15 protein-coding genes are annotated in these 21,042 nt (G+C 58.8%); 10 read left to right on the top strand and 5 right to left on the bottom strand.

The genetic code is table 11. The features are described from left to right. Positions 1 to 97: 97 nt before the first annotated feature. Positions 98 to 2,977: a hypothetical protein gene (locus tag ACYVHC_RS10165; RefSeq protein ID WP_460613613.1), complete on the bottom strand. Its 2,880-nt coding sequence runs from the start codon at positions 2,975 to 2,977 to the stop codon at positions 98 to 100. Between the two features lie 72 nt (positions 2,978 to 3,049). Then, entirely contained in the window at positions 3,050 to 3,445 is a 396-nt protein-coding gene (locus tag ACYVHC_RS10160; protein ID WP_460613612.1) for a hypothetical protein, read from the bottom strand. 129 nt (positions 3,446 to 3,574) lie between these two features. Between ACYVHC_RS10160 and msrA the strand changes: the two genes are divergently transcribed. The 3 genes from msrA (at position 3,575) to ACYVHC_RS10145 (ending at position 6,479) form a co-directional block, all read left to right on the top strand. Continuing rightward, the gene (gene msrA / locus ACYVHC_RS10155) at positions 3,575 to 4,249 is read left to right on the top strand and encodes a peptide-methionine (S)-S-oxide reductase (protein WP_460613611.1); all 675 of its coding nucleotides are present in this window, start codon (positions 3,575 to 3,577) and stop codon (positions 4,247 to 4,249) included. Between the two features lie 160 nt (positions 4,250 to 4,409). Further along, complete coding sequence (locus ACYVHC_RS10150; protein ID WP_460613610.1) at positions 4,410 to 5,567, top strand: pyridoxal phosphate-dependent aspartate aminotransferase family protein; 1,158 nt, start codon at positions 4,410 to 4,412, stop codon at positions 5,565 to 5,567. Positions 5,568 to 5,669: 102 nt separating this feature from the next. Beyond that, the gene (locus ACYVHC_RS10145; RefSeq protein ID WP_460613609.1) at positions 5,670 to 6,479 is read left to right on the top strand and encodes a nitrilase family protein; all 810 of its coding nucleotides are present in this window, start codon (positions 5,670 to 5,672) and stop codon (positions 6,477 to 6,479) included. Positions 6,480 to 6,612: 133 nt separating this feature from the next. Here ACYVHC_RS10145 and ACYVHC_RS10140 read toward each other — a convergent pair whose 3' ends face one another. Beyond that, positions 6,613 to 8,910 carry an FG-GAP-like repeat-containing protein gene (locus tag ACYVHC_RS10140; RefSeq protein ID WP_460613608.1) on the bottom strand — a complete coding sequence of 766 codons (2,298 nt, stop codon included), beginning with the start codon at positions 8,908 to 8,910 and terminating at the stop codon, positions 6,613 to 6,615. Between the two features lie 60 nt (positions 8,911 to 8,970). Between ACYVHC_RS10140 and ACYVHC_RS10135 the strand changes: the two genes are divergently transcribed. Beyond that, entirely contained in the window at positions 8,971 to 10,281 is a 1,311-nt protein-coding gene (locus ACYVHC_RS10135; protein ID WP_460613607.1) for a UDP-N-acetylmuramoyl-tripeptide--D-alanyl-D-alanine ligase, read from the top strand. 102 nt (positions 10,282 to 10,383) lie between these two features. Here the strand turns inward: ACYVHC_RS10135 and rfbC are convergent, their stop codons facing one another. Next, the gene (rfbC, locus tag ACYVHC_RS10130; RefSeq protein ID WP_460613606.1) at positions 10,384 to 10,926 is read right to left on the bottom strand and encodes a dTDP-4-dehydrorhamnose 3,5-epimerase family protein; all 543 of its coding nucleotides are present in this window, start codon (positions 10,924 to 10,926) and stop codon (positions 10,384 to 10,386) included. A gap of 63 nt (positions 10,927 to 10,989) precedes the next feature. Next, positions 10,990 to 12,117 carry a glycosyltransferase family 4 protein gene (locus ACYVHC_RS10125; RefSeq protein WP_460613605.1) on the bottom strand — a complete coding sequence of 376 codons (1,128 nt, stop codon included), beginning with the start codon at positions 12,115 to 12,117 and terminating at the stop codon, positions 10,990 to 10,992. 185 nt (positions 12,118 to 12,302) lie between these two features. Here ACYVHC_RS10125 and ACYVHC_RS10120 point away from each other — a divergent pair, with 185 nt between their 5' ends. The 6 genes from ACYVHC_RS10120 to ppk1 all read left to right on the top strand — a co-directional run bounded on the left by ACYVHC_RS10120 (position 12,303) and on the right by ppk1 (position 20,954). Next, positions 12,303 to 13,082 carry a c-type cytochrome gene (locus tag ACYVHC_RS10120; protein ID WP_460613604.1) on the top strand — a complete coding sequence of 260 codons (780 nt, stop codon included), beginning with the start codon at positions 12,303 to 12,305 and terminating at the stop codon, positions 13,080 to 13,082. 160 nt (positions 13,083 to 13,242) lie between these two features. Then, the gene (hflX, locus tag ACYVHC_RS10115; RefSeq protein ID WP_460614309.1) at positions 13,243 to 14,487 is read left to right on the top strand and encodes a GTPase HflX; all 1,245 of its coding nucleotides are present in this window, start codon (positions 13,243 to 13,245) and stop codon (positions 14,485 to 14,487) included. A gap of 348 nt (positions 14,488 to 14,835) precedes the next feature. After that, positions 14,836 to 16,110 (top strand): M43 family zinc metalloprotease, encoded by a 1,275-nt coding sequence (locus ACYVHC_RS10110; RefSeq protein WP_460613603.1) that lies wholly within the window; start codon positions 14,836 to 14,838, stop codon positions 16,108 to 16,110. A gap of 280 nt (positions 16,111 to 16,390) precedes the next feature. Next, positions 16,391 to 18,094: a GEVED domain-containing protein gene (locus ACYVHC_RS10105; RefSeq protein WP_460613602.1), complete on the top strand. Its 1,704-nt coding sequence runs from the start codon at positions 16,391 to 16,393 to the stop codon at positions 18,092 to 18,094. Between the two features lie 184 nt (positions 18,095 to 18,278). Then, positions 18,279 to 18,770, top strand: a complete 492-nt coding sequence (locus ACYVHC_RS10100; RefSeq protein ID WP_460613601.1) for a SixA phosphatase family protein — start codon at positions 18,279 to 18,281, stop codon at positions 18,768 to 18,770. 84 nt (positions 18,771 to 18,854) lie between these two features. Then, entirely contained in the window at positions 18,855 to 20,954 is a 2,100-nt protein-coding gene (gene ppk1, locus ACYVHC_RS10095) for a polyphosphate kinase (protein WP_460613600.1), read from the top strand. The last annotated feature ends 88 nt before the right edge of the window (positions 20,955 to 21,042 follow it).

The raw sequence follows: 21,042 nt of genomic DNA, 5'->3' as shown, positions 1-21,042 counted from the left end.
GGGTGAGAGTTACGAGATACATAGCACAGTACCTACAAAGCAGCACGTCCTGATTCTGCCACAAGAATCAGGACGTGCTGCTGCCGTTACGAAAGGATCAGAAACCGATATTCAGGAGCAAGGGCTGCACCTGCCAGCGCTGGTCGAAGGAGTTATACACGGTACGAATTCCTAGCTCTAAGGGCGTGCGCAACCGCAACGGATTAAACACCGCCGACACATCGAAGCCCGTGGCATAATAGGACTTGAGCAGCGGGCCGGATTCACCGCGTACGCCATCAGCAAATACGGCGCCTTTCAGCCGTTGCACATACAAGGCCCGGCCCCACTCCCAATGCACATCAGCCAGCGGCAACCGGTATTCGGCGCTGTAGGAAGTAAGCTGGTTATAGCTCAAGTAAGGCAGGGAGCGTGGGTAGAATATGGCCGCTCCAAACCGGTACTGCTGTTGCTGCTGCCACTGGTAGCCGGCCCGCAACCGCACGGCATGGTGCCAGCCTATGCCGGGCAGAAATAAACTAGCCTGCACCGCCCGCTGCTCCGCCGAAATGCCCTTGCCGAAAGGCGTACCGCGCCACACCATGCTCACGCTCTGGCCCCAGCGCGGCGCTACATCGCGGTAGCTCTGGCGCAGCGTGCGCGAAAAGCTCAGGCTGCCCAGCAGTGCGTGCAGCGGCTGGCTACCAACCTCTGTGCGGCCCGGAGGTACCAGGAAATTGTATCCTTGTGTTTGCTCGAGCTGATAATAAGCACCGGCCGTAAAGGCGGTGAGCATGCGGGAGGTAGTGAGCACCAGGGGCAGGCGGCTGCCCACGCTCAGGCGCGTGTATTGCCACCGGTCAGAAGCAAACTCATCGGGAGCTACCGGGCCAATGGCGCGGCGGCCTCCGTGCTCAATTCCTAGGTCCAATATCGGCCCCAAGCCCTGGTAGCTGGCATCGGCAAATACGCGGCCGGTGCGCTCCGTGGCATCGTAGCCAACGCCCGTTACCACTTGGGTCGTGTTGAGTACATCTTGGGCGCGCAACCCCAGGTTGAGGCCCGTGCCCGTAGGGCTCTGCACCAAGCCCCAGCCATAGAGGTTGAGGGCGTGCGGCAGGCGGCGGTAACGGTGCTCCGTAAGTGGCAGTCCGGCCACCGAATCAGTAGGCAGAATGCTACCCACAGTGCGCGCGCCCGGCTCCTGGGCAGCCAGAGCATCGGCGTAGGCGTTGGTGGGGTTGCCGGCCGTGGCCGCTACGGGGCGCCACTGGTCCGGAGTAAGCGGCATTTCCAGCACCCGGCTGCCTTGGGCCTGCACCTCATGGAACGCCAGCCGCTGCCCATCGGGCGCTACGGTAGCGTGATAGGCGCCTACGGGCCGGGCCGTTACCTGCCGCACCTCGCCGGTGCTGATGCGCACGGCGTACACCTCATCTTGGCCCGAGCGGGGCGAGTTAAACAGCACGTAGTCTTGCCAGGGCTGGGGGTGCGAGAGGTTGTCGTTGGCGGCGGGGAGAACGGTGCGGGCCTGGCCGGTTTCTACTTCCAATAGCTCCAGCCGTTTGCCGGCGGGCTCCAACCGCACCAGCGCGGCCGTGCGCCCGTCGGCCCCAAAGCGTGGATGTAAGTAGGGCTCGTTTTGAGGGTTGGGGTACGTACGCAGGGTAGCGCCGGTAGCAGCATCGAGCAGTTGCAGGCGGTGCTGATAAGCCGAGTCGGTGCTGACGGCGAGCAGGCGTTGCCCATCAGGCGAGAGCACCGCCGCTGAATAGCGCGTACGGCGGCCCGGGCGGCTCAGTCGGCCGGTGGCCAGGTCCAGAATGCGCAGCTCCGAATACACTTGCTGCTGCCAGCGCGGGTGGTACCGAAACTCCAGCCAGGCCGCCCGCCCGCCACCCGCCGAAAGCTGCTCGGGGTTATTGTTAAGGCCCAGCACGAGCAACTCCCGTTCCGGCCCACCCCTCCGCAACTCTACTAGCCGGGGCGTGTGGCCCAAGCCGCTTTTCAGGGCCAGTACTCTGTTGTTATCCAGATACTGCGGGTATTGGTACTCAGTGAAAATTTTCTCGGAAGAGGCCACGGGCAGCTGGGTAGCGGGGGTGAGCTCCCGGCGGGCTTGCTGGATTCGCCAGGTACTGTCCAGCTCCTGCATGGTGCGTTGGTACAGGTCGTCGGTGCGCAGGCCGGTGGTCAGGCGCAGCTTATCGGAAAAGGAAAACGGATAGACCGGGAAGCGGTAGTAGCGGTTCAGCACATTGCCCCACACGCCGGGGCCCGCCGTGCGCTTAAGGCTTGTGGTGAGAAAGTACCCTAGCACATAGTGGTTGGGTACATAGTCGCGGTAAGAGCCTCCTACGGCCTTGGCGTAGGTGTAGCGGCGGCCAGCCAGCAGGTTGGCGCGCAGGTAGGCATCGAAGTTGGGAATGCGGCCGCGGCCGCTGCGCGTCAGGGCAGTTTCAGTACCTACGGCGTCGCCTTCGGCAAACCAGTCGGGCACCCCCAGCGTCATCAGGCCCAGGCCCCCGTAGCCGCCCAGCGCGTAGCCAATCAGGCCGGAGCCCTGGCGCGCCTTATCATACTGTACCACGTGGCGGTATTCGTGCACCGTGAGCTGATCAAGCCAGTCGAGGGTGCCTACTAGGTAAGGATCTTGGGGGAAGGTAGTAAAGAACTCGGAGTGGCGCGGCAGCAAGGTCACGAAGCCATTGCCGATAGTATTGTGGGTTTGCAGCACCACCGTGACGGGCCGCGCCGCTATGCCCAACGATGCGCCAGCGGGCTCGTGTACCTGCTCCAGCCGATGCGCCGTGCGGCGGGCACGGTCGGCAAACCCTGCTGGGTACAGCACCCTAAAATGGGGGGTGCGCACCTCGTACCAGCGCAGGGCGGCGGGCGTTTGCTGAAGGGCGGGCAGCAGGCTTTGAGCCGAAACTGCCCCTAGGGAAACGCCAGCCAGCAATGCCGTTGGCAGCAGGGTACGCAGAAAGAAAATCACGCAGCAAGCTAGGGTTGAAACTTCCGAATAAACTACCCGCGCCGCCGGAAAGCAAGCGCCCGGGGTGCGGTTTTACATCTGGCGCAGCCAGGCGCTGGCCGTATCCATGCTGTCGAAGGTGAGCACAACGGGACGGGTGGTGTATTTCAGGGTCAGGTCTGTGGAAAGGCGGCTGTACACGTTGGGCGAGTATACCCACGCAAAGTACTCTAGGCCCGCATCGGCCATGGCCGGAAACCACTCCGTGCCGCCCCACTCCGCCGCCTCCGACCACATGCTGGTTACGAGTCGGTTATCATTCAGCACTTTATGACACTGCTCCTGGCGCATTAGGTCCAGCATCCGCAGGGCGCCGGCTTTCACGGTTTCGCCGTTCTGTTCTCCGGTCCATTCGGCGGAAAGCCAGTTCTCCTGATAGTCAAAACAAATGCTGATGCTAGCATCTTGGTGCAGAAGACGTAAGGCCATGATAGAAAACGAACGGATAGGGTCGGGCTGACGAGGCGTTAAGGAACAGCTTCTACGGCAGCGGCCTCACCGGGGGTTAAAGTTCCTGCGTATATACTGCTCTTTCTCACTGATTTTACTTTCTTACCCATGCGGTATTTCTGTTTTGCCACCTTGCTGGCCGTGTTATTTTCCTGCTCAGAGCGGCGCCCTGCCGAAGCCCAGACGGGTAGCCAGGTACTAGCCCGCTCTACAGCCTCCCCCGCCCCCCGCGATTTGCGCGGGCTGGCTACGGCCACGTTTGCCGGCGGCTGCTTCTGGTGCACGGAGGAAATATTTGAAGAGCTGAAAGGGGTGCAGGCGGTAGTATCAGGGTACAGCGGTGGCCGCGAAGCCAATCCTACGTATGAGGAAGTGGGCAGTGGCCAGACCAGCCACGCCGAAGCCGTGCAGGTATACTACGACCCCAAGCAAATCAGTTTTGCTACGCTGGTTGATGTGTTTTTCCGGGCCGCGCACGACCCGACTACCCTAAACCGCCAAGGTCCCGATGCTGGCGCCCAATACCGCTCGGTGGCTTTTTACCGCACGCCCAAGGAAAAGCAACTTATTCAGGAAGCCATCCGGCGCGTAGATGCGGCCAAGCAATACAGCAACCCCATCGTCACGCAGGTGGTGCCGTTTGCTACCTTCTGGCCCGCAGAGGGCTACCACCAGGGCTACTACCGTCTGCATCCACAGGAAGCATATATCCGCAGCATCTCGACACCCAAGGTGGAGAAGTTTCGGCATACGTTTCCGCAGCTGCTCAAAAACCCGCTGTAGCCTTTCCTGAGTAGAGGCTTTATGGACAATAACTGCCTAGCATTTTGCCTTCGGGCAAGTGCTAGGTTCATGATAAGGCCAAAGCCTACGGGTTGGCGCTGGGTTTTCAGCTAACCAGGTGTACTTTGGGGGCCCATCCTCTTGTTTCTAGCTCCCTTTTATGGCTCAGCCGTTGCTGCTCTCGAAGCTGCCCGATGTAGGCACCAGCATTTTCTCCGTGATGACCCAGCTGGCCCAGGAAAGTGGAGCCATCAATCTGGCGCAGGGCTTTCCTGACTACGACCCGCCGCAGCCGCTACTGGAGGCGCTGGCCCGCCACGTGCTCACGCCCGGCCACCAGCAGTACGCGCCAATGCCAGGCCTGCCGCGCCTGCGCGAAGCCATTGCAGCCAAAACAACCCGCCTCTACGGCTACACGCCCGATGCGGCTACTGAAATCACCATTACAAGTGGCGCTACCGAGGCCCTGTACGCGGTGCTGGCGGCCGTAGTACGCCCCGGTGATGAAGTACTGATTCTGGAACCGGCCTACGACCTATATGCGCCAGCCGTACGCCTGCAGGGTGGTACGCCGGTATACGTGCCGCTGCAGCTGCCAGGGTTTCGGCCCGACTGGGACCTAGTAGCTGCGGCTCTCACGCCGCGTACCCGGCTGCTGCTCATCAACTCCCCACACAACCCCACGGGCGCCGTCCTGACCGCCCAAGATTTGGACCAGTTGGCCGGCCTCTTGCGCGATACCCCTACCCTGCTGCTCAGCGACGAAGTGTATGAGCACATGGTGTTTGATGGCGAGCAGCACCAGAGCGTGATAGGCCACGCGGAGCTGCGCGAGCGGGCCTTTGTGCTGTCGTCGTTTGGCAAAACCTACCACGCCACGGGCTGGAAAGTGGGCTATTGCGTGGCCCCGCCGGCCCTCACCACGGAGCTGCGCCGCGTGCATCAGTTTGTGACGTTTAGCGTGAGCACCCCAACCCAGCACGCCCTGGCCGATGTACTGGCCGATACGGCCCTCTACGATTCGCTACCCCACTTCTACCAGCAAAAGCGCGACCTGTTCCGGGAGCTGCTGGCGCCCACGGGGTTTCGGCTGTTGCCGGTGCAGGGCAGCTACTTTCAGGTGGCTGATTTTCAGGACGTGGCCCCGGACTTGGATGATGAAACGTTTGCCCGCCAGTTAATCCTCGAAAGCGGGGTAGCCGTGGTGCCTATATCAGCGTTCTACCACAATCGGCAGGATCACCGGTTGGTACGCTTTTGCTTTGCCAAGCAAGACACTACCCTGCGCGCCGCTGCTGAGCGCCTGCTGCGGCAGTAGTTGGAACCGGGAAAGTTTCGAATAGAAACATTTCCCTTTTTGGTATTACCTTTTTTCGGTATACTTCTTCCTGCTTCCTGACTTTCACTTTACGCTAGAGCTGTGTCTGACCTTACCGTTTCCTTTGTACAGGCTTCCCTGACCTGGCACGATGCGCATGCCAACCGCCAGGAACTAGGCCGGCACATGGATGCCATTTCGATTCCAACGGACCTGATTGTGCTGCCCGAAATGTTCACGACCGGCTTCAGCATGGAAGCGGCAGCCCTGGCTGAGCCTACCGAGGGGCCCACCTTGGAGTGGATGCGCCACCAAGCCGCCGCCCACGATGCCGTGGTTACCGGCAGTCTTATTGTGGAGGAAGAGGGCCGCTACTACAACCGCCTGCTGTGGGTGCAGCCCGATGGATCGTTTAGCTACTACAATAAGCGCCACCTCTTTACCATGGCCGGAGAGCACCACGTGTATACACCCGGCACCGAGCGCCTGATTGTGGAGTGGCGCGGCTGGCGCATTTGCCCGCTGGTGTGCTACGACTTGCGCTTTCCGGTGTGGAGCCGCAACTCCCCCGACCAACCGTACGATTTGCTGCTGTACGTTGCCAACTGGCCCACCACCCGCCGCACCGCCTGGATAACGCTGCTGCGGGCCCGCGCCATCGAGAACCTGGCCTACACGCTCGGGGTAAACCGGGTGGGTATTGATGACAACAGCTTGGCCTATGCCGGCGACTCGGCCCTGCTTGATATGCGCGGCGAGTACCTAGTAGAAGTAGGCAACCAGGAAACCAGCATCACGCGGGCCCTGCGCCGCGACGAGCTAACCGCCTTCCGGGAGCGTTTTCCGGCCCTCAACGATGGCGACTCGTTTGAGCTGCACACAATACTAGCCTCCTCTGCTGGGTCAAAATAGATAAAGGCATCTGGTGATAACGAGAGAGGCCACTTGACTGAATGTCAAGTGGCCTCTCTTTTTGAATTAATTCAGCAATTCTCTTTTCGTGACTGGTGCAATCTTTAGGTGAACCTGAAAAGCCTATTTCACGCTATTTGCTTACTTCCAGTCGCCGCACGCCTAGCTCACCGGCTACCGTTTCGCAGCGTACTAGGTATACGCCAGCCGGCAACCCTGCTACGTTAAGCTGATGTTCGCGGGCGAAGGCCGGAAGGCGGCGCACTACGCGGCCCGTCAGGTCAAGCAACGTGAGGCGGACCGGAGACGGCGCCAAAATAGTTGCCGTGGCCGAGGCAGGGTTTGGGTACAGCTGCAGGGCTAGCGTGGGTCGAACGGGCTGGTTGGCAGTTACTACCCTATTGCGGCCCACAAAGCTGGTAATGCCGCCTCCTTCCAGCCCCAGAAACAGCTCCGGCGCGCCGTCGTTGTTAACATCGGCGGCGGCGGGCGCATACCGGAACTCAGCCGCGGAGCCCAGCCGGGGAGCTATAAATTGCTGTGTGAGGGCATTATAGAACACGTCGGTGCGCGCCGTGAAGGCGCCGGTTTGGGACCGATAATCAGAGAAAAAGCGGATTTCGCCAGAGGCATCGGCCGTCAGCAAGTCGGGGCGGCCATCTCCGTCAAAATCAGCTACGGTGGGGTGCAGAAAGCTCGGCCGGCTACCGGTGCTCGTCCTGACTTGGCCAAAATCGTTGTTTTGCAGCACGAACGTCTGGCTCAGCGCCGCCGCGCCCGTATTGCGGTAATAGCGCAACGAGCCACCCGTGTTATCCGTGGTGATGGAGTTGGTACCCAGCAACATGTCCAGGCGCCCATCGCCATCCACATCCGTAAAGCAGGGCGCGTCATGTTTCTGGCCGGGCACGTTGGCGAAGTTGCTGGTAGCGGCCAGGTTGAACTGCGCCGGCTGGCTAGCGGCTGCCGTGTTCAGCACGTAGGCTATGGTATTGGCCGCACTGCCTTTTTTGTAGGCTGAGTACACCAAATCCAGAGCGCCATCCTGATTTAAATCGGCCAGCACGGGCTTAAGGGAAACCAGTTTCAGGCCGGACAGGCCTAAATAATCGTTGGTTACTAGCTTAAAGACTGGTTGGGTACGAGTGCCGGTGTTGCGGTAGTAACTGAGGCTAGCGCGATAAAACCGCTTGGCGTTATTGCGGCTCACACTCCCGATCAGCATATCCAATAGACCGTCGCCATCCAGGTCGCCGAAGGTAGGCGCCGCGCTTTCGCTTACGTCTATCATATCGTGCTGCAGGAAGTCGGTTTGCTCGCGCACTAGCGTGGGCGCCGCGCCTGTACCCGTGTTGCGGTACAGCCACACCGATTGCCTAGTCTCGACGGTATCCACATTATCGAAAAGGTTAGGCGCTACCAGCACGTCCTGGCGACCATCAAAGGTTACATCGGCCAGATACGCTGCCGGAAAGTTCGGCACCCGGGCCACATTGGTGCCCGTAGGGAAGGCGGCATTAAGGCCAGCGCTGGTCATGCGGGCATCCTGAACGGTGCCATCATTCCGGACACTCACCAGCTCCGGGCAGTTGTCGCGGCCGGAAAGCAAATCCTGGTCGCCGTCGCCATCCAAATCCAGCAGCGTGATGTTGTAGCCACCCGTGTGCAAAGGCCGGAGTAAGGGCCGGCACAAATCAGTACCAAACGTGAAGGCTGTACACCCGGACGTACACGCGGCTAGCCCTCCCCATTGGGTGGAAGCCAACTCAAAGGCTAGTCCGCCGCAGCCGGTAGCCGTGGTGTTGCGAAAGTACAGGATGCTAGGAACTGCAGCGGAAAAGTCAAAGGTGAGGATATCCAGGCGCCCGTCGCCGTTCACATCCTGAATGCTCGGCATGTTGTAGCCGCCAGTGGTGATGTTGATGTTGCCGCCGTTCGAGGAAGGGTCGAAGTACAGCAGCATATCGGTGGTAAGTTGGAAAGCGGGCCGCCCCTGCGCCGTGGGCACCTGCCGCAGTATCCGGATGTTGCCGCCGTTGGCCGCTGTGAAGATATCCGGGCGGCCATCACAGTCGTAGTCGCGCAGCAGCACCCAACCTTGCAGGTCGCGGGGGAACAGAGCCTCGTACTCGGGGGCATATTGCCAGCCGCGGCCGGTAGCGGTGGCTACGTTGAGAAACGTGAAAGAGCGGTTAGTAGCCCGGTCGAAGGCATACAAGTCGGGCTGCTGATCGGCGTTTAAGTCTATGTTGGAAAATTGTGGCGAATTCAGTCCGCCAGCCCACGCATGTAGCAGGGTCTCCTCGCCGTGCATTACTTTTGCTACGGCCTGGTATTCAAACCCGAAAGGGGCGCCGCTCTGGGCTGCTGCTGGCAGTGAAAATCCGCTTACCACAGCGGCGAGGTAGCTTCCAATAAAATAGCGGCGCATATACTCCGGGCGTTACGTCAGGGTCCAATCAACCAACAGTCTTCTTTCGCACTAAGTTACATGCAAAACCGCCTGGCAGACCTCCCGGCTCTCTACGAGCGGTACCGTGCCGCTTCCGCCGTCAGCACCGACTCACGCCACCCCCAGGACGGCACCCTGTTTTTTGCCTTGAACGGCCCTAGCTTCCGTGGCCGCGACTTCGCGCCCCAAGCCTTGGCGGCCGGCGCCCGCTACGCCGTAGTAGATGATGAAGCCCTGGCCGCGCAGGACCCCGACCGCTATACCTACGCCCCCGACCCCTTGGCGGCCCTGCAGGAGCTAGCCCATTATCACCGCCGGCAGCTGATTATTCCGGTGCTGGCCATCACGGGATCCAACGGCAAAACCACTACCAAGGAGCTAGTATACGCGGTGCTGAGCCAGCGCTACCAGGTGCAGTACACCCGCGGCAACCTCAACAATCACATTGGGGTGCCGCTTACGCTGCTCAGCATCCGGCCCGGCGAGCATGAGTTGGCCATTGTGGAAATGGGCGCCAACCACCAGGGCGAAATTGCGCTGCTATGCCGCCTGGCCGAGCCCACCCACGGCCTCATTACTAACATCGGTAAAGCACACTTGGAAGGGTTTGGAGGGGTAGAAGGCATTGCCAAAGGCAAGGGCGAAATGTTCCAGTTCCTGGCCCAGGTAGGCGGCACGGCCTTCGTGAATACGCTGGATATGCGGCTACCTGGTTTGGCCAAAAGCGTATCGGAGCGCGTCACGTATCCGGGCCCCGCTGACACCTATCCAGCTGAGTTGCTCAGTGCCGCTCCCAACGTGAAGTTTCGCCTCTTTAATGACTCGGTAGTAGAGGCACAGATTACCGGCGGCTACAATTTCCCGAATCTAGCGGCAGCGGCCGCAGTAGGTGCTTATTTTGGCGTGGAGCCGGCTCGTATTGGTGAGGCGCTGGCCAGCTATGCTCCCACCAACAACCGCTCGCAGCTAGTGCGCACCACGCACAACGAAGTGGTGCTGGATGCCTACAATGCCAACCCTAGCAGCATGACGGCCGCCCTAAACAGCTTTGCCGCCCGCCCCGGAAACCCGGCCCAAAAAGTGGTTATTCTGGGCGACATGTTTGAGTTGGGTCAGGAAAGCCAGGCGGAGCACCAAGCCATTGGCCATTTACTGCAGGGCCTGCCGTTTGGCAAGGTGGTGCTCATTGGCCAAGACATGCACCACGCCGTTACGGACTCTTCTTTTTTATACTTCCCTACCAAGCCCGAAGCCGCCAATTGGCTCCGCGAAAATCCGTTGCGCAGCAGCCAGCTACTCATCAAAGGCTCGCGCGGCATGGGGTTGGAGTCGTTGCTAGAGCTAGTCTAGCGTAAGCACATTAACAGAGAAACCGTCCTTCTGCTGGTGTTGCCACAGCTTTAACAGCTTGCAACACCAGCAGAAGGACGGTTTCATTACTGGTACGCTACCCTAAAAAGGGCTATCAAACTCGGCCAAGGAAGGCTGGATTTGGTCTTTGGGCGATATCACCGGCTCAGAAAGCTCCCAGTTGATATTGAGCTGAGGGTCATTCCAAATCAGGCCGCCTTCGGAGCTAGGCTGGTAGTAGTTGCTGCACTTGTACAGAAAGAGGGTGTCGTCTTCCAGGGCCGCGAAGCCGTGGGCAAACCCAACGGGCACGTACAGCATGTTAAACCGGGTGGCATCCAGCTCTACCGTTAGGTGCTGGCCGTAGGTAGGGGAGTCGCGGCGTATATCTACGACTACATCCAGTGCCCGACCCTGGGCTACCCTTACCAGCTTGGCCTGCGCATACGGCGGCCGCTGAAAGTGCAGCCCCCGCAACACCCCCCGCATGGAGCGTGACTGGTTATCCTGCACCCATTCCTCATCAACGCCGGCTTCGCGCATAGCTTTCTGGCTGAACGACTCAAAGAAAGCGCCTCGGGCGTCGCCGAATACGCGGGGGGTAAACTCTACTACGCCGGCCAGGGCATGATGCTTAATTTCCATCGACTAAGAATGGGATAATGAGACAGGTATGAGGGCTGGTTTGGTGCCGAATTTTGTGGCAAGTTAGCCAGAATTGCGGCGGGTAGTGACGTCATGCACGATGCTTAGGTACTTGTCCAGCACAATGCGCTCGTCGAACTTTTCTTCGGCTAGGCGGCGGCCGGCGCGGCCCATCTGCGCAAGCTCCGCACTAGGCATGCGCACGATCTGAAGCATTTTGGCAGCCAAATCCTGGGCATTACGCACTTCGCAGAGCAAGCCATTTTGCCCGTCAACCACCGTTTCGCGGCAGCCTGGTACGTCCGTCGTAACGATGGGCTTGCCCATAGCGGCTGCTTCAAGCAAGGTTTTGGGGGTTCCTTCGCGGTACGAGGGGAGCACAACGCAATCGGCTTGGCGGATGTGAGCGGCTACGTCGTCGGAAGTGCCCAGATATTCTAGGTTTCCGGCTTTCAGCCACTCCTCGAACACCACGCGCTTCACGCCTACCCCCCCCGACTCATCAATACCGCCGAGGAGCTGCACGCGGGTTCCGGGTACTGCCTCACGAACCAACCGGGCGGCCTCCACATATTCCTCCACGCCCTTTTCATACAGTACCCGCGCAATCATCAGGAAGGTGAAGGGCTCGTGGCGCGTAAACTCAGCGGCGGGCCGGAATTTGTGCGTATCGATGCCGGAGCCGGGCAGCAGATCAGTGATGCGCTCCGCAACCAAGCCATGCTGCAGGAAAAGCTGTCGGTCGTCGTTGTTCTGGAAAAATACGCGCTTGGGAAAGCGAAAAGCAAAGCGGTAGAGGCCCAGGGCTACACTACTCACCAAGTTCTTCACGATAAACACCGTACCCAGGCCCGACACATTGTTTACGCTTGGGATGCCCGCCAGTTTGGCGGCAATAGTGCCGTAGATGTTGGGTTTGATGGTGTACTGCAGTACCACATCGGGCCGCTCGCGGCGGTAGATGCGGTAAAACCGGCCGGTGAGTTGGGCATCCTTAAGCGGATTGGTACCCTTATTTTCCATCAGAATCGGCACAAATCGGCAGCCCAGCTCAGTTTCCAATCGCTCAGAATACGCATCGGGTGGGGCAATGGCTAGCACCTCGTGGCCGGCCGCCTGCAGGGCCTTTACCAGGCTCCGACGAAAATTCCAGATGTTCCAGCTGGTATTAATAACGATGGCAACGCGCATTCCGGAGGTTTAAGGAAAAGAAGAAGCTAGGGAGCAAACGGGCCGCAAAGATACGGGCCTTCCGGCGGCCCTATACGGTAAGTCTGAATTTAGGGCTGGTTTGGGGGCCAACTTCGTGCTGCCGTTCCCGAGCGCCCTATCTTTGCGAGCTACATTCCTGCCTTCTTCTTTACCTGATTTCGCTGATGCCTTCCCCGCTTTTGTTGCGCCTGCACCTGCTGGTTGTGCTGGCATTTTTACTGTTCTACGCCTTTAAAGCCGTGCTGCTGCTAACCAACCGACAGGACACGCTGCGCACCGTGCGGGCTCGTACCCGCGTAGCCGACTCGGTACTAGGCCTGCTGATTCTGCTAACCGGTGGCACGTTGCTAGCCCAATACCCGGGTGATACACCGCGCTGGTTGTGGGTGAAACTGGGCCTAGTAGTGGTGCTATTGCCGCTGGCCATTGCCGCCATGCGTCGCCAACACAAAGCGGGCGTAGTGCTCACGTTCCTGGGTTTTTTGTATGTGTATGGCCTAGCCGAAACGGGCTCCTTTACGCTTAGCCGCCCTACTAGCCCTACAGCGGCCTCCAACCCTGCCGGCCCCCCCATTGGCCGGGCCGAAGCCACGGCCACGCCGGAAGCTTCCGCTCCGGTTGATACAACGTCGCTAAGCACTGATCTGTCGGCGGCGGATGTAGCAACCCTCGCGGCAGCGGCCGAGGTACCCGCGGCAGAAACCTCCGGCGATGAGGCGCTGGTAGCTGGCAAAATCCTTTACACCCAGAACTGCGCCGTGTGCCACGGTACCGATGGAAAATTGGGCCTCAACGGTGCCCACGATTTAACCAAGAGCAACCTGAATACCACGGGCCGCGTGTATATGGTAGTGAACGGCCTTGGCAAGATGCCTTCCTTCAAGGATCAACTCACGGAAGAGCAGATTCAACAGGTGGTAGCCTACTCCCTTACCTTGAAATAGAAAGCCAGCATCTGCTCCCTACCCTGCTGTTCACTCCATCTCTTCCCCTAGCATTACCCCTTTCCAAATGGCTAACAAACCCGCCTCCAAAGGCCGTAAGCCGGGCAAAAGCACCCGCCACCCCGGCGCTACCGATACTGTAAAAGGCCGCGTAGGTCGCATGCTGGCCAAATCAGGCAAAGACGGCACCTACGAAACCGCTCCTGAAGAAGAAACCGCTGTGCTGGTAGCCGTACCCGACAAGCGCCAAGCCGATGCCCGCACGCAGGAGTACCTCGACGAGCTGGCTTTTCTGGCTGAAACAGCCGGCGCTACCGTCACCAAACGCTTTGTGCAACGCCTCGAAAAGCCCGATATCCGTACGTTTGTGGGTGAAGGCAAGCTAGAGGAAATCAAAGCGTACGTGCAGCACTCCAATGCCAGCATGGTTATTTTCGATGATGACCTCTCACCTTCTCAACTCCGCAACCTGGAGGCCGAGCTGAAGGTCAAAATCGTCGACCGCTCGCTCCTGATCATTGATATTTTTGCTAGCCGCGCCAAGTCGGCGACGGCCCGCACGCAGGTGGAGCTGGCTCAGTACCAATACTTGCTGCCCCGCCTGACTGGCCTCTGGACTCACTTGGACAAACAGCGAGGTGGTGGCGTAGCCCAGCGCGGACCTGGTGAAACGGAAATCGAGACCGACCGTCGCGTGGTGCGCGACCGAATTGACTTGCTGAAAGAGCGCCTAAAGGAGCTTGATAAGCAAAGCCACACCCAGCGCAAGTCGCGCACGGGCATCGCTCGGGTAGCCCTGGTGGGCTACACCAACGTGGGCAAAAGTACCATCATGAACCTGCTGAGCCGCGCCGATGTGTTTGCCGAAAACAAACTCTTCGCTACCGTTGACTCCACGGTGCGCAAGGTAGTACTGGACACGGTACCGTTTCTGCTCTCCGACACAGTAGGATTTATCCGGAAACTGCCCACCCGCCTGATTGAGAGCTTCAAGAGCACGCTTGACGAAATTAGAGAAGCCGATTTGCTGGTGCACGTGGTGGATATTTCCCACCCCACGTTTGAAGACCAGATTGCCGTAGTCAACGACACGCTCAAGGACATTGGGGCGGCTGAAAAGCCGATGCTACTGGTGTTCAATAAGATTGACCGGTACAATAGCGAAGAAGAAGTGGGGTATCACAGCGGCTTCGAGGGCATGAACGAGGACGAGGAGCACACGCCGCGCCCCACCCTGGAACAGCTGAAGGCTACGTACATGGCCAAGCTGCACGACCCGGTTATCTTCATCTCGGCCCAGGAGCGCGAAAACATTGATGAGCTCCGCGACCTGCTGGTACGGCACGTATCAGCGCTTTCGCAGCATCAGTATTACGGTGCCACTCAGTCAGACGAAAGCGAGTAAACGCCACTGAGCATTCAGAAAAACGCCCGGGCCGCATCAGCGGTTCGGGCGTTTTAGCGTCCTAGCAACCCGCTAATACGGCTCCATTACCCAAGTGACGTGCCGTGTTTTTTACTAGCCCCTGCTTTCCTGACAACTCAATTTGCTTATGGACTGAGCTCTTGGTTAGCAGATTGGGCCGCAAGCAGAACAACAGTAGGGATTCAGCATTTGGTCACTTTATTTTAAACATTATCACTCCTAAAGAGCATATTTTGAATAATTTTTCAGTTTAACGAACCTTTTATTAACAAATCAGTAATAAGCGCTTAAATTACAGTTTCCGTTTCCACAACCAACCCGTTTCACATGAAGAAAACCTTTTACTCTCTCACTTTGGGCCTAGTATGTTTAGCAGCCTCTGCCTCAGCGCAGAGCGGCCAGCTTGGTGCCCTTGCAAACGGTTTTGCTCCGGCTGGTGCTGGCCGCCAGTGCGCGACGATGGATGTGCTTACGGCGCAAATGGCGGCTAACCCCGGCCTGGCAAAGCGCATGGAGGACATTGAATCTCAGACGCGCCAGTTTGTGAACAACCCCACCACGGCCATGCGCACAAATGCTGCCGTAACTATTCCGGTGGTAGTGCACGTGTTGTATAACACCACGGCTCAGAACGTATCGGATGCGCAGGTGCAGGCTCAGATTGATGTACTGAACCAGGATTTCGCCAAAACCAACGCCGATGCCAGCCTAGTTCCGGCGGCCTTCGCCGGTGCTGCGGCCAACACCAACATTCAGTTCACGCTGGCCAAGCGCACACCAACCGGTACAGCCACCAACGGCATTATCCACAAATACACCAAAACCTCCTCCTGGAGCTCAAACGATGCCGTTAAGAACTCCAAGCGCGGCGGCGATGATGCCTGGGACGCGACCAAATACCTGAACATCTGGGTGTGTAACTTGGGCCAAGGCCTGTTGGGTTACGCGCAGTTTCCAGGTGGTTCGCCTAGCACCGATGGGGTAGTAGTATTGTATTCCTCGCTGCCCGGCGGCACAGCCAAGCCCTATGACAAAGGCCGCACGGCTACCCACGAAGTGGGGCACTGGCTGAATCTGCGCCACATCTGGGGCGATGCCAGCTGCGGCAATGACCTCGTCTCGGACACGCCGACCCAGCAAACCAGCAACTACGGCTGCCCTTCCTTCCCGAAGGTGACCTGCTCCAACGGCCCTAACGGCGACATGTTTATGAACTACATGGACTACACCGATGATGCCTGCATGTACATGTTCTCCAACGGCCAGTCTTCGCGCATGAACGCCCTGTTCGCTGCCGGTGGCGCCCGCGTGGGTTTGGTTAGCTCAACCGGCGGTACCGCTCCGCTCATGAGCTCTACTTCGGTAGAAACCCTGAACGTATTCCCGAACCCCGCCGTCGATCAGCTCTCGATCCGCACGGGCCTGAACATGCCCGCCAGCAAATGGTCGGCGAAAGTATACGATCTGCGTGGCTTTGAAATGAAGCAGGCGCGCAGCCTCGAAGCTGGTAACGTTGACATCTCGGCCCTGCCTAATGGCATCTACCACCTCGTCCTGACCGACGGCAAATCAACCCAGCACCAGAGCTTCCGCAAGGAGTAGCCCTACCGCTTATACCAAATAACGCCCGCTCCAATCAGTATTGGAGTGGGCGTTGTGGGTACGTGCCAGCGCTCCCAATTCAGCGCGCCAGCAAGTGCTTTCGGAGAGTCGCTGAATCGTCTTCGCTAAAACAGCAGGCGCCAAGCAGTTTAGCCTTTCCGGCACCCTAGCAACCGGCCTTACCTCACCATAGTACCCTTCGCCCTTTTCTCACAGCCAGCACACCTGCTTTCTTTTTTACCCGCTCCATTCCTCTTTTTCACAACCAAACCCTTTCTCTATGAAACAAACTATCTACGCCCTGGCCTTGGCCTGCATGGGGCTAGGCGCCTCGCTTACGGCGGAAGCCCAAACGGTCCGGCAGTGCTCGACGATGGAAAACTTGGCGGCGCAGCTGGCCGCCGACCCAACCATGGCTCAGCGCCTGTCGAACATCGAAAACCAGACCCGCCAGTTTCAGGCCGACCCGGTAGCGCAGCGTACCACCGCTGTTATTACCATTCCGGTAGTGGTGCACGTGCTGTACAACACCACGGCCCAGAACATTTCCGACGCCCAGATTCAGTCGCAGATTACGGTTCTGAACGAGGATTTCAGCAAAACTAACGCCGACGTGAGCAAGACGCCTTCGGCTTTTGCTGGCCTGGCTGCTAACGCCAACATTCAATTTGTGCTGGCCAAGCGCACGCCTTCCGGCACCGCTACCACCGGCATCGAGCGCAAGTCGACGACCATCACGAGCTGGGGCACCGACGACAAGATGAAGAGCACGGCTACCGGCGGCCTGAACGCCTGGGATGCTACCAAATACCTGAACCTGTGGGTGTGCAACCTATCGGGCGGCGTACTGGGTTACGCACAATTTCCGGGCGGCCCCGTCAGCACCGATGGGGTAGTAATCCTGACGTCGGCTTTCGGGCGCGGCGGCTCGGCCTCGGCTCCGTTTAACCTGGGCCGTACCGGCACGCACGAAGTGGGGCACTGGCTGAATCTGCGCCACATCTGGGGCGATGCCAGCTGCGGCAATGACCTCGTCTCGGACACGCCGACCCAGCAAACCAGCAACTACGGCTGCCCTTCCTTCCCGAAGGTGACCTGCTCCAACGGGCCCAACGGCGACATGTTCATGAACTACATGGACTACACCGATGATGCCTGCATGTACATGTTCTCCAACGGCCAGTCCTCGCGCATGAATGCCCTCTTCGCCACTGGCGGCGCCCGCGTGGGCCTAGTTACTTCTACCGGTGGCACTGCTCCTGGCGGCACTACCCCAACCACGCCTACGTACTGCGCTTCCAAAGGCAATTCAGTGTCGTATGAGTGGATTGACTTTGTGCAGCTAGGCTCCATCAGCCGCACCTCGGGGGCCAATGCAGGCTACTACGATGGCACAGCCCTGTCCACTACCGTAACCGCCGGCTCTTCCCAGACCATCAGCTACTCCGCGGGCTATGCCTCCACGGCCTACACCGAGTACTGGAAAGTGTACATCGACTACAACCAGGACGGCGACTTCATCGACTCCGGCGAGCTAGTAGCCAGCCGCAGCAGCGCTTCGGCTAGCACCCTTACCAGCACCTTCACGGTACCAGCTACTGCCAAAACGGGCAAAACCCGCATGCGCATTATCATGAGCGATGCCTCGGCTACCACCAGCTGCAACAGCTACAGCTACGGTGAAACCGAAGATTACAGCATTTCTATCTCGGGTGGCACTGCCCGCCAAGACGGAGCTACGGCTGAAGCTGCGGGCTACCGCATTTTCCCGAACCCAGCTGCAGATGTCCTAAACATTGAAGTGCCAGCTGCTCTCAACGCCAGCGCTGTTTCGGTGCGGGTGTACGATGTGCGCGGCGCCGAAATGAAGCAGGTATCGTTTGATGGCAACCTGCTCAATGTGGGCCGCCTGGCCAAAGGCGTGTACACGCTGCGCATTGCCGATGGACAGCAGGTGACGCACCAACGCTTCATTAAAGAATAACCTAGGCTCTTGTCGGCTTTAAACCGCTGGCTTTGCGTAGCTTGCAACGAAAAGACTCGCCCGGCTGGGCGGGTCTTTTTAGTTGCCGGCTAGTTACCGGCCCGATTTTGGACATACCCGCCCTCCGAAGCAAAACCTTTTCCTAGCGCCACAGTAAAGAGGCGTGCCTACTGTTTTCTCCCCTATGAAGACCTTATACCTGATGCGCCACGCCAAATCGAGCTGGAGCTTCGATGATTTAAGCGACAAGCAACGGCCCCTCAACGACCGTGGCCGCGACGATGCGCCGCTGATGGGCCAGGCGCTAGCCAAGCGTAATATTCAGCTTGACCTCATCGTGGCATCATCAGCCGTTAGGGCCCTGAGCACGGCAGCCTTAGTAGCCCACGAGCTGGAGTATCCGGCTGAGCGCATTCAGGTAGTAGACCGCATTTACGAGGCCACCGTGCCCGAACTGCTGACGGTGGTGCGCGAGTGCCCCGATACGGCGGACTCGGTGCTGCTGGTGGGCCACAACAACACCCTCACCGACTTTGCCAATCTGCTTTCGCCCAGCGAAATTCCGGATATGCCCACGGCGGCCATTGTGTGCCTGAAGTTCAACTGCGCCCATTGGGTTGAAATTGACCGGGCGAATGCCGAATACTACTTCTACGATTATCCGAAACACAACTAGGGACCCGGTGGCCTAGGAACCTTGCTGCCGCACTGGCACTACTTTTCAAACCCACCTCCTACGCCCCGGCCCCTACCCCCTACCATGTCCGAAACCACACAGGCTCAGCCCCGGCTGCTAAACCGAGAACTAAGCTGGCTGGCTTTCAACCGCCGCGTGCTGCAGGAAGCGCAGGACCCCAACGTGCCGCTGCTAGAGCGCATTAAGTTTCTGGCCATTTTTAGCAGCAACCTCGATGAGTATTTCAAGGTGCGGGTTGCTACCCTGCGCCGGCTGGTAAAGCTGAAAAAGAAGACTAGGGCCAAGCTGGGCGAAGACCCCGTGGAGCAGCTGCATAACCTGCTGGAAGAAGTGGGCCGCCAGCAGCAGCAGTTCGGCGAAACCTTCCGCAATGACATTCTGCCGGAGCTGCGCGCCCAGCACATTCACCTAGTTACGGAGCACGACCTGACGGAAGAGCAGCGCACCTGGGTGAACGACTACTTTTGCCAGCACGTGCAGGATTTGCTTTCGCCCATTATTCTCGACGACAACCTGCACCACCTGTTTCTGCGCGACCAGAGCGTGTACCTCACGTTCCTGCTCTCTCAGCCCCTAGATCAGAAAAAGCAAGAGCAAGAGCGAGTGGTAGTGATGGAGCTGCCTACCAAGCGCCACGGTGGCCGCTTTGTGCAGCTGCCGGCCCACGGCGAGGACAAGTATGTAATGTTTCTGGACGACGTAATCCGGTGCTGTGCCAGCTCACTGTTTCCGAAGTACCAGAAGGTGCAGGTGCAGGCCGTGAAGCTTTCCCGCGATGCCGAGCTCGACATTCAGGAAGAAGTATCGGGTAATATGCTGGCCAAAATCAAGAGTAGCCTGCAAAAGCGAGAAACCGGCTACCCGGCGCGCCTGCTCTATGACCCCGCCATGCCCAAAGCCGTACTGCGCGCCCTGATGCAGAAAACCGGCATCGGCAAAGAAGAGCTGGTGGAAGGCAGCCGCTACCACAACTTCCGCGACTTTTTTGGCTTCCCGGACTTTGGGCTGGAGCAGCTTCAGTACGAGCCCATGCCCCCGCTGCAGCACCCTACATTGCCGCGAACTGGCAAAATGCTGCCCGCTATTGCCCAACGCGACCACCTGCTGCACCCACCATACCAGTCGTTCGGTTACGTTACGCGCCTAATAACGGAAGCAGCGCAAGACCCCCAGGTAAGCGGCATCAGCATCACGCTGTATCGGGTGGCAGGCAAAAGTGAGGTAGCCAAAGCGCTGCTGAAAGCAGCTAAAAACGGCAAGCAAGTAACCGTAGTAGTAGAGCTCAAAGCCCGCTTCGATGAGGAAAGCAATATGTTTTGGGCCGAGAAGCTGCAAAAGGCCGGCGCTAACGTCATCTATGGCATTCCGGAGCTGAAAGTGCACAGCAAGTTGCTCCTGATTACTAGGGCTGAAGAAGGCCAAAACCGCTTGTACGCGTACCTGAGCACTGGCAACTTCAACGAGAAAACCAGCGAGATATACGCCGACCATGGGGTGTTCACGAGCAACCCCGAACTCACCCGCGAGGTAGCTGAGGTATTCCGCTACTTCCACGACCGCCAGGATAAAAGCGGCCTGTTCAAGCACCTGCTAGTAGCTCCGTTTGAGCTGCGCGAACGGCTTAACGCCCTGATCGACCATGAAATCGAGCTGGCCCAGCAGGGCCAGGATGCCTATATTATTCTGAAGCTCAATGCCCTGCAGGATGAACGCATGATTCTGAAGCTGTATGAGGCCAGCCAGGCTGGAGTGAAGGTAGAACTCCTGATTCGGGGAATTTCGTGTCTGATTCCGGAGCTAGCCGGCCAGAGCGAAAACATCCGCCAGCGGGGCATGGTTGACCGGTTTCTGGAGCATGCCCGCGTGTATGTGTTTGGCAACGGCGGCGAGGAAAAGGTGTACGTCGCATCGTCGGACTGGATGGCCCGTAACCTCGACCGGCGCGTGGAAGTAGCTTTCCCGATTCTGCAACCCGATTTGCGGGCTGAGGTACGCCACCTCCTGGATTTACAACGTCAGGACAACGTGAAAGCCCGCGACTTCCACAACCGTTTTATCGGCCCCGAAGATGCTGCCTCCGCTCGCGTCCGCTCCCAGTTTGATACCTATGAGTATCTGAAGAGCCTAACTGCGCCTAAAAAGCTGCGGGCACCACGCAAGTAGCTTCCCTACCGGCTTTCAGGAGTGCAAGTGCCGCACTTCCTGTCTGTATAACCAACTCACTCAAAGCCAGATGCCGCTACCACTTTGG

The sequence above is a fragment of the Hymenobacter seoulensis genome, from assembly GCF_054780535.1.
Note: the sequence above shows the minus strand (reverse complement) of the source record. Positions and strands in the feature narration are given on the sequence as shown.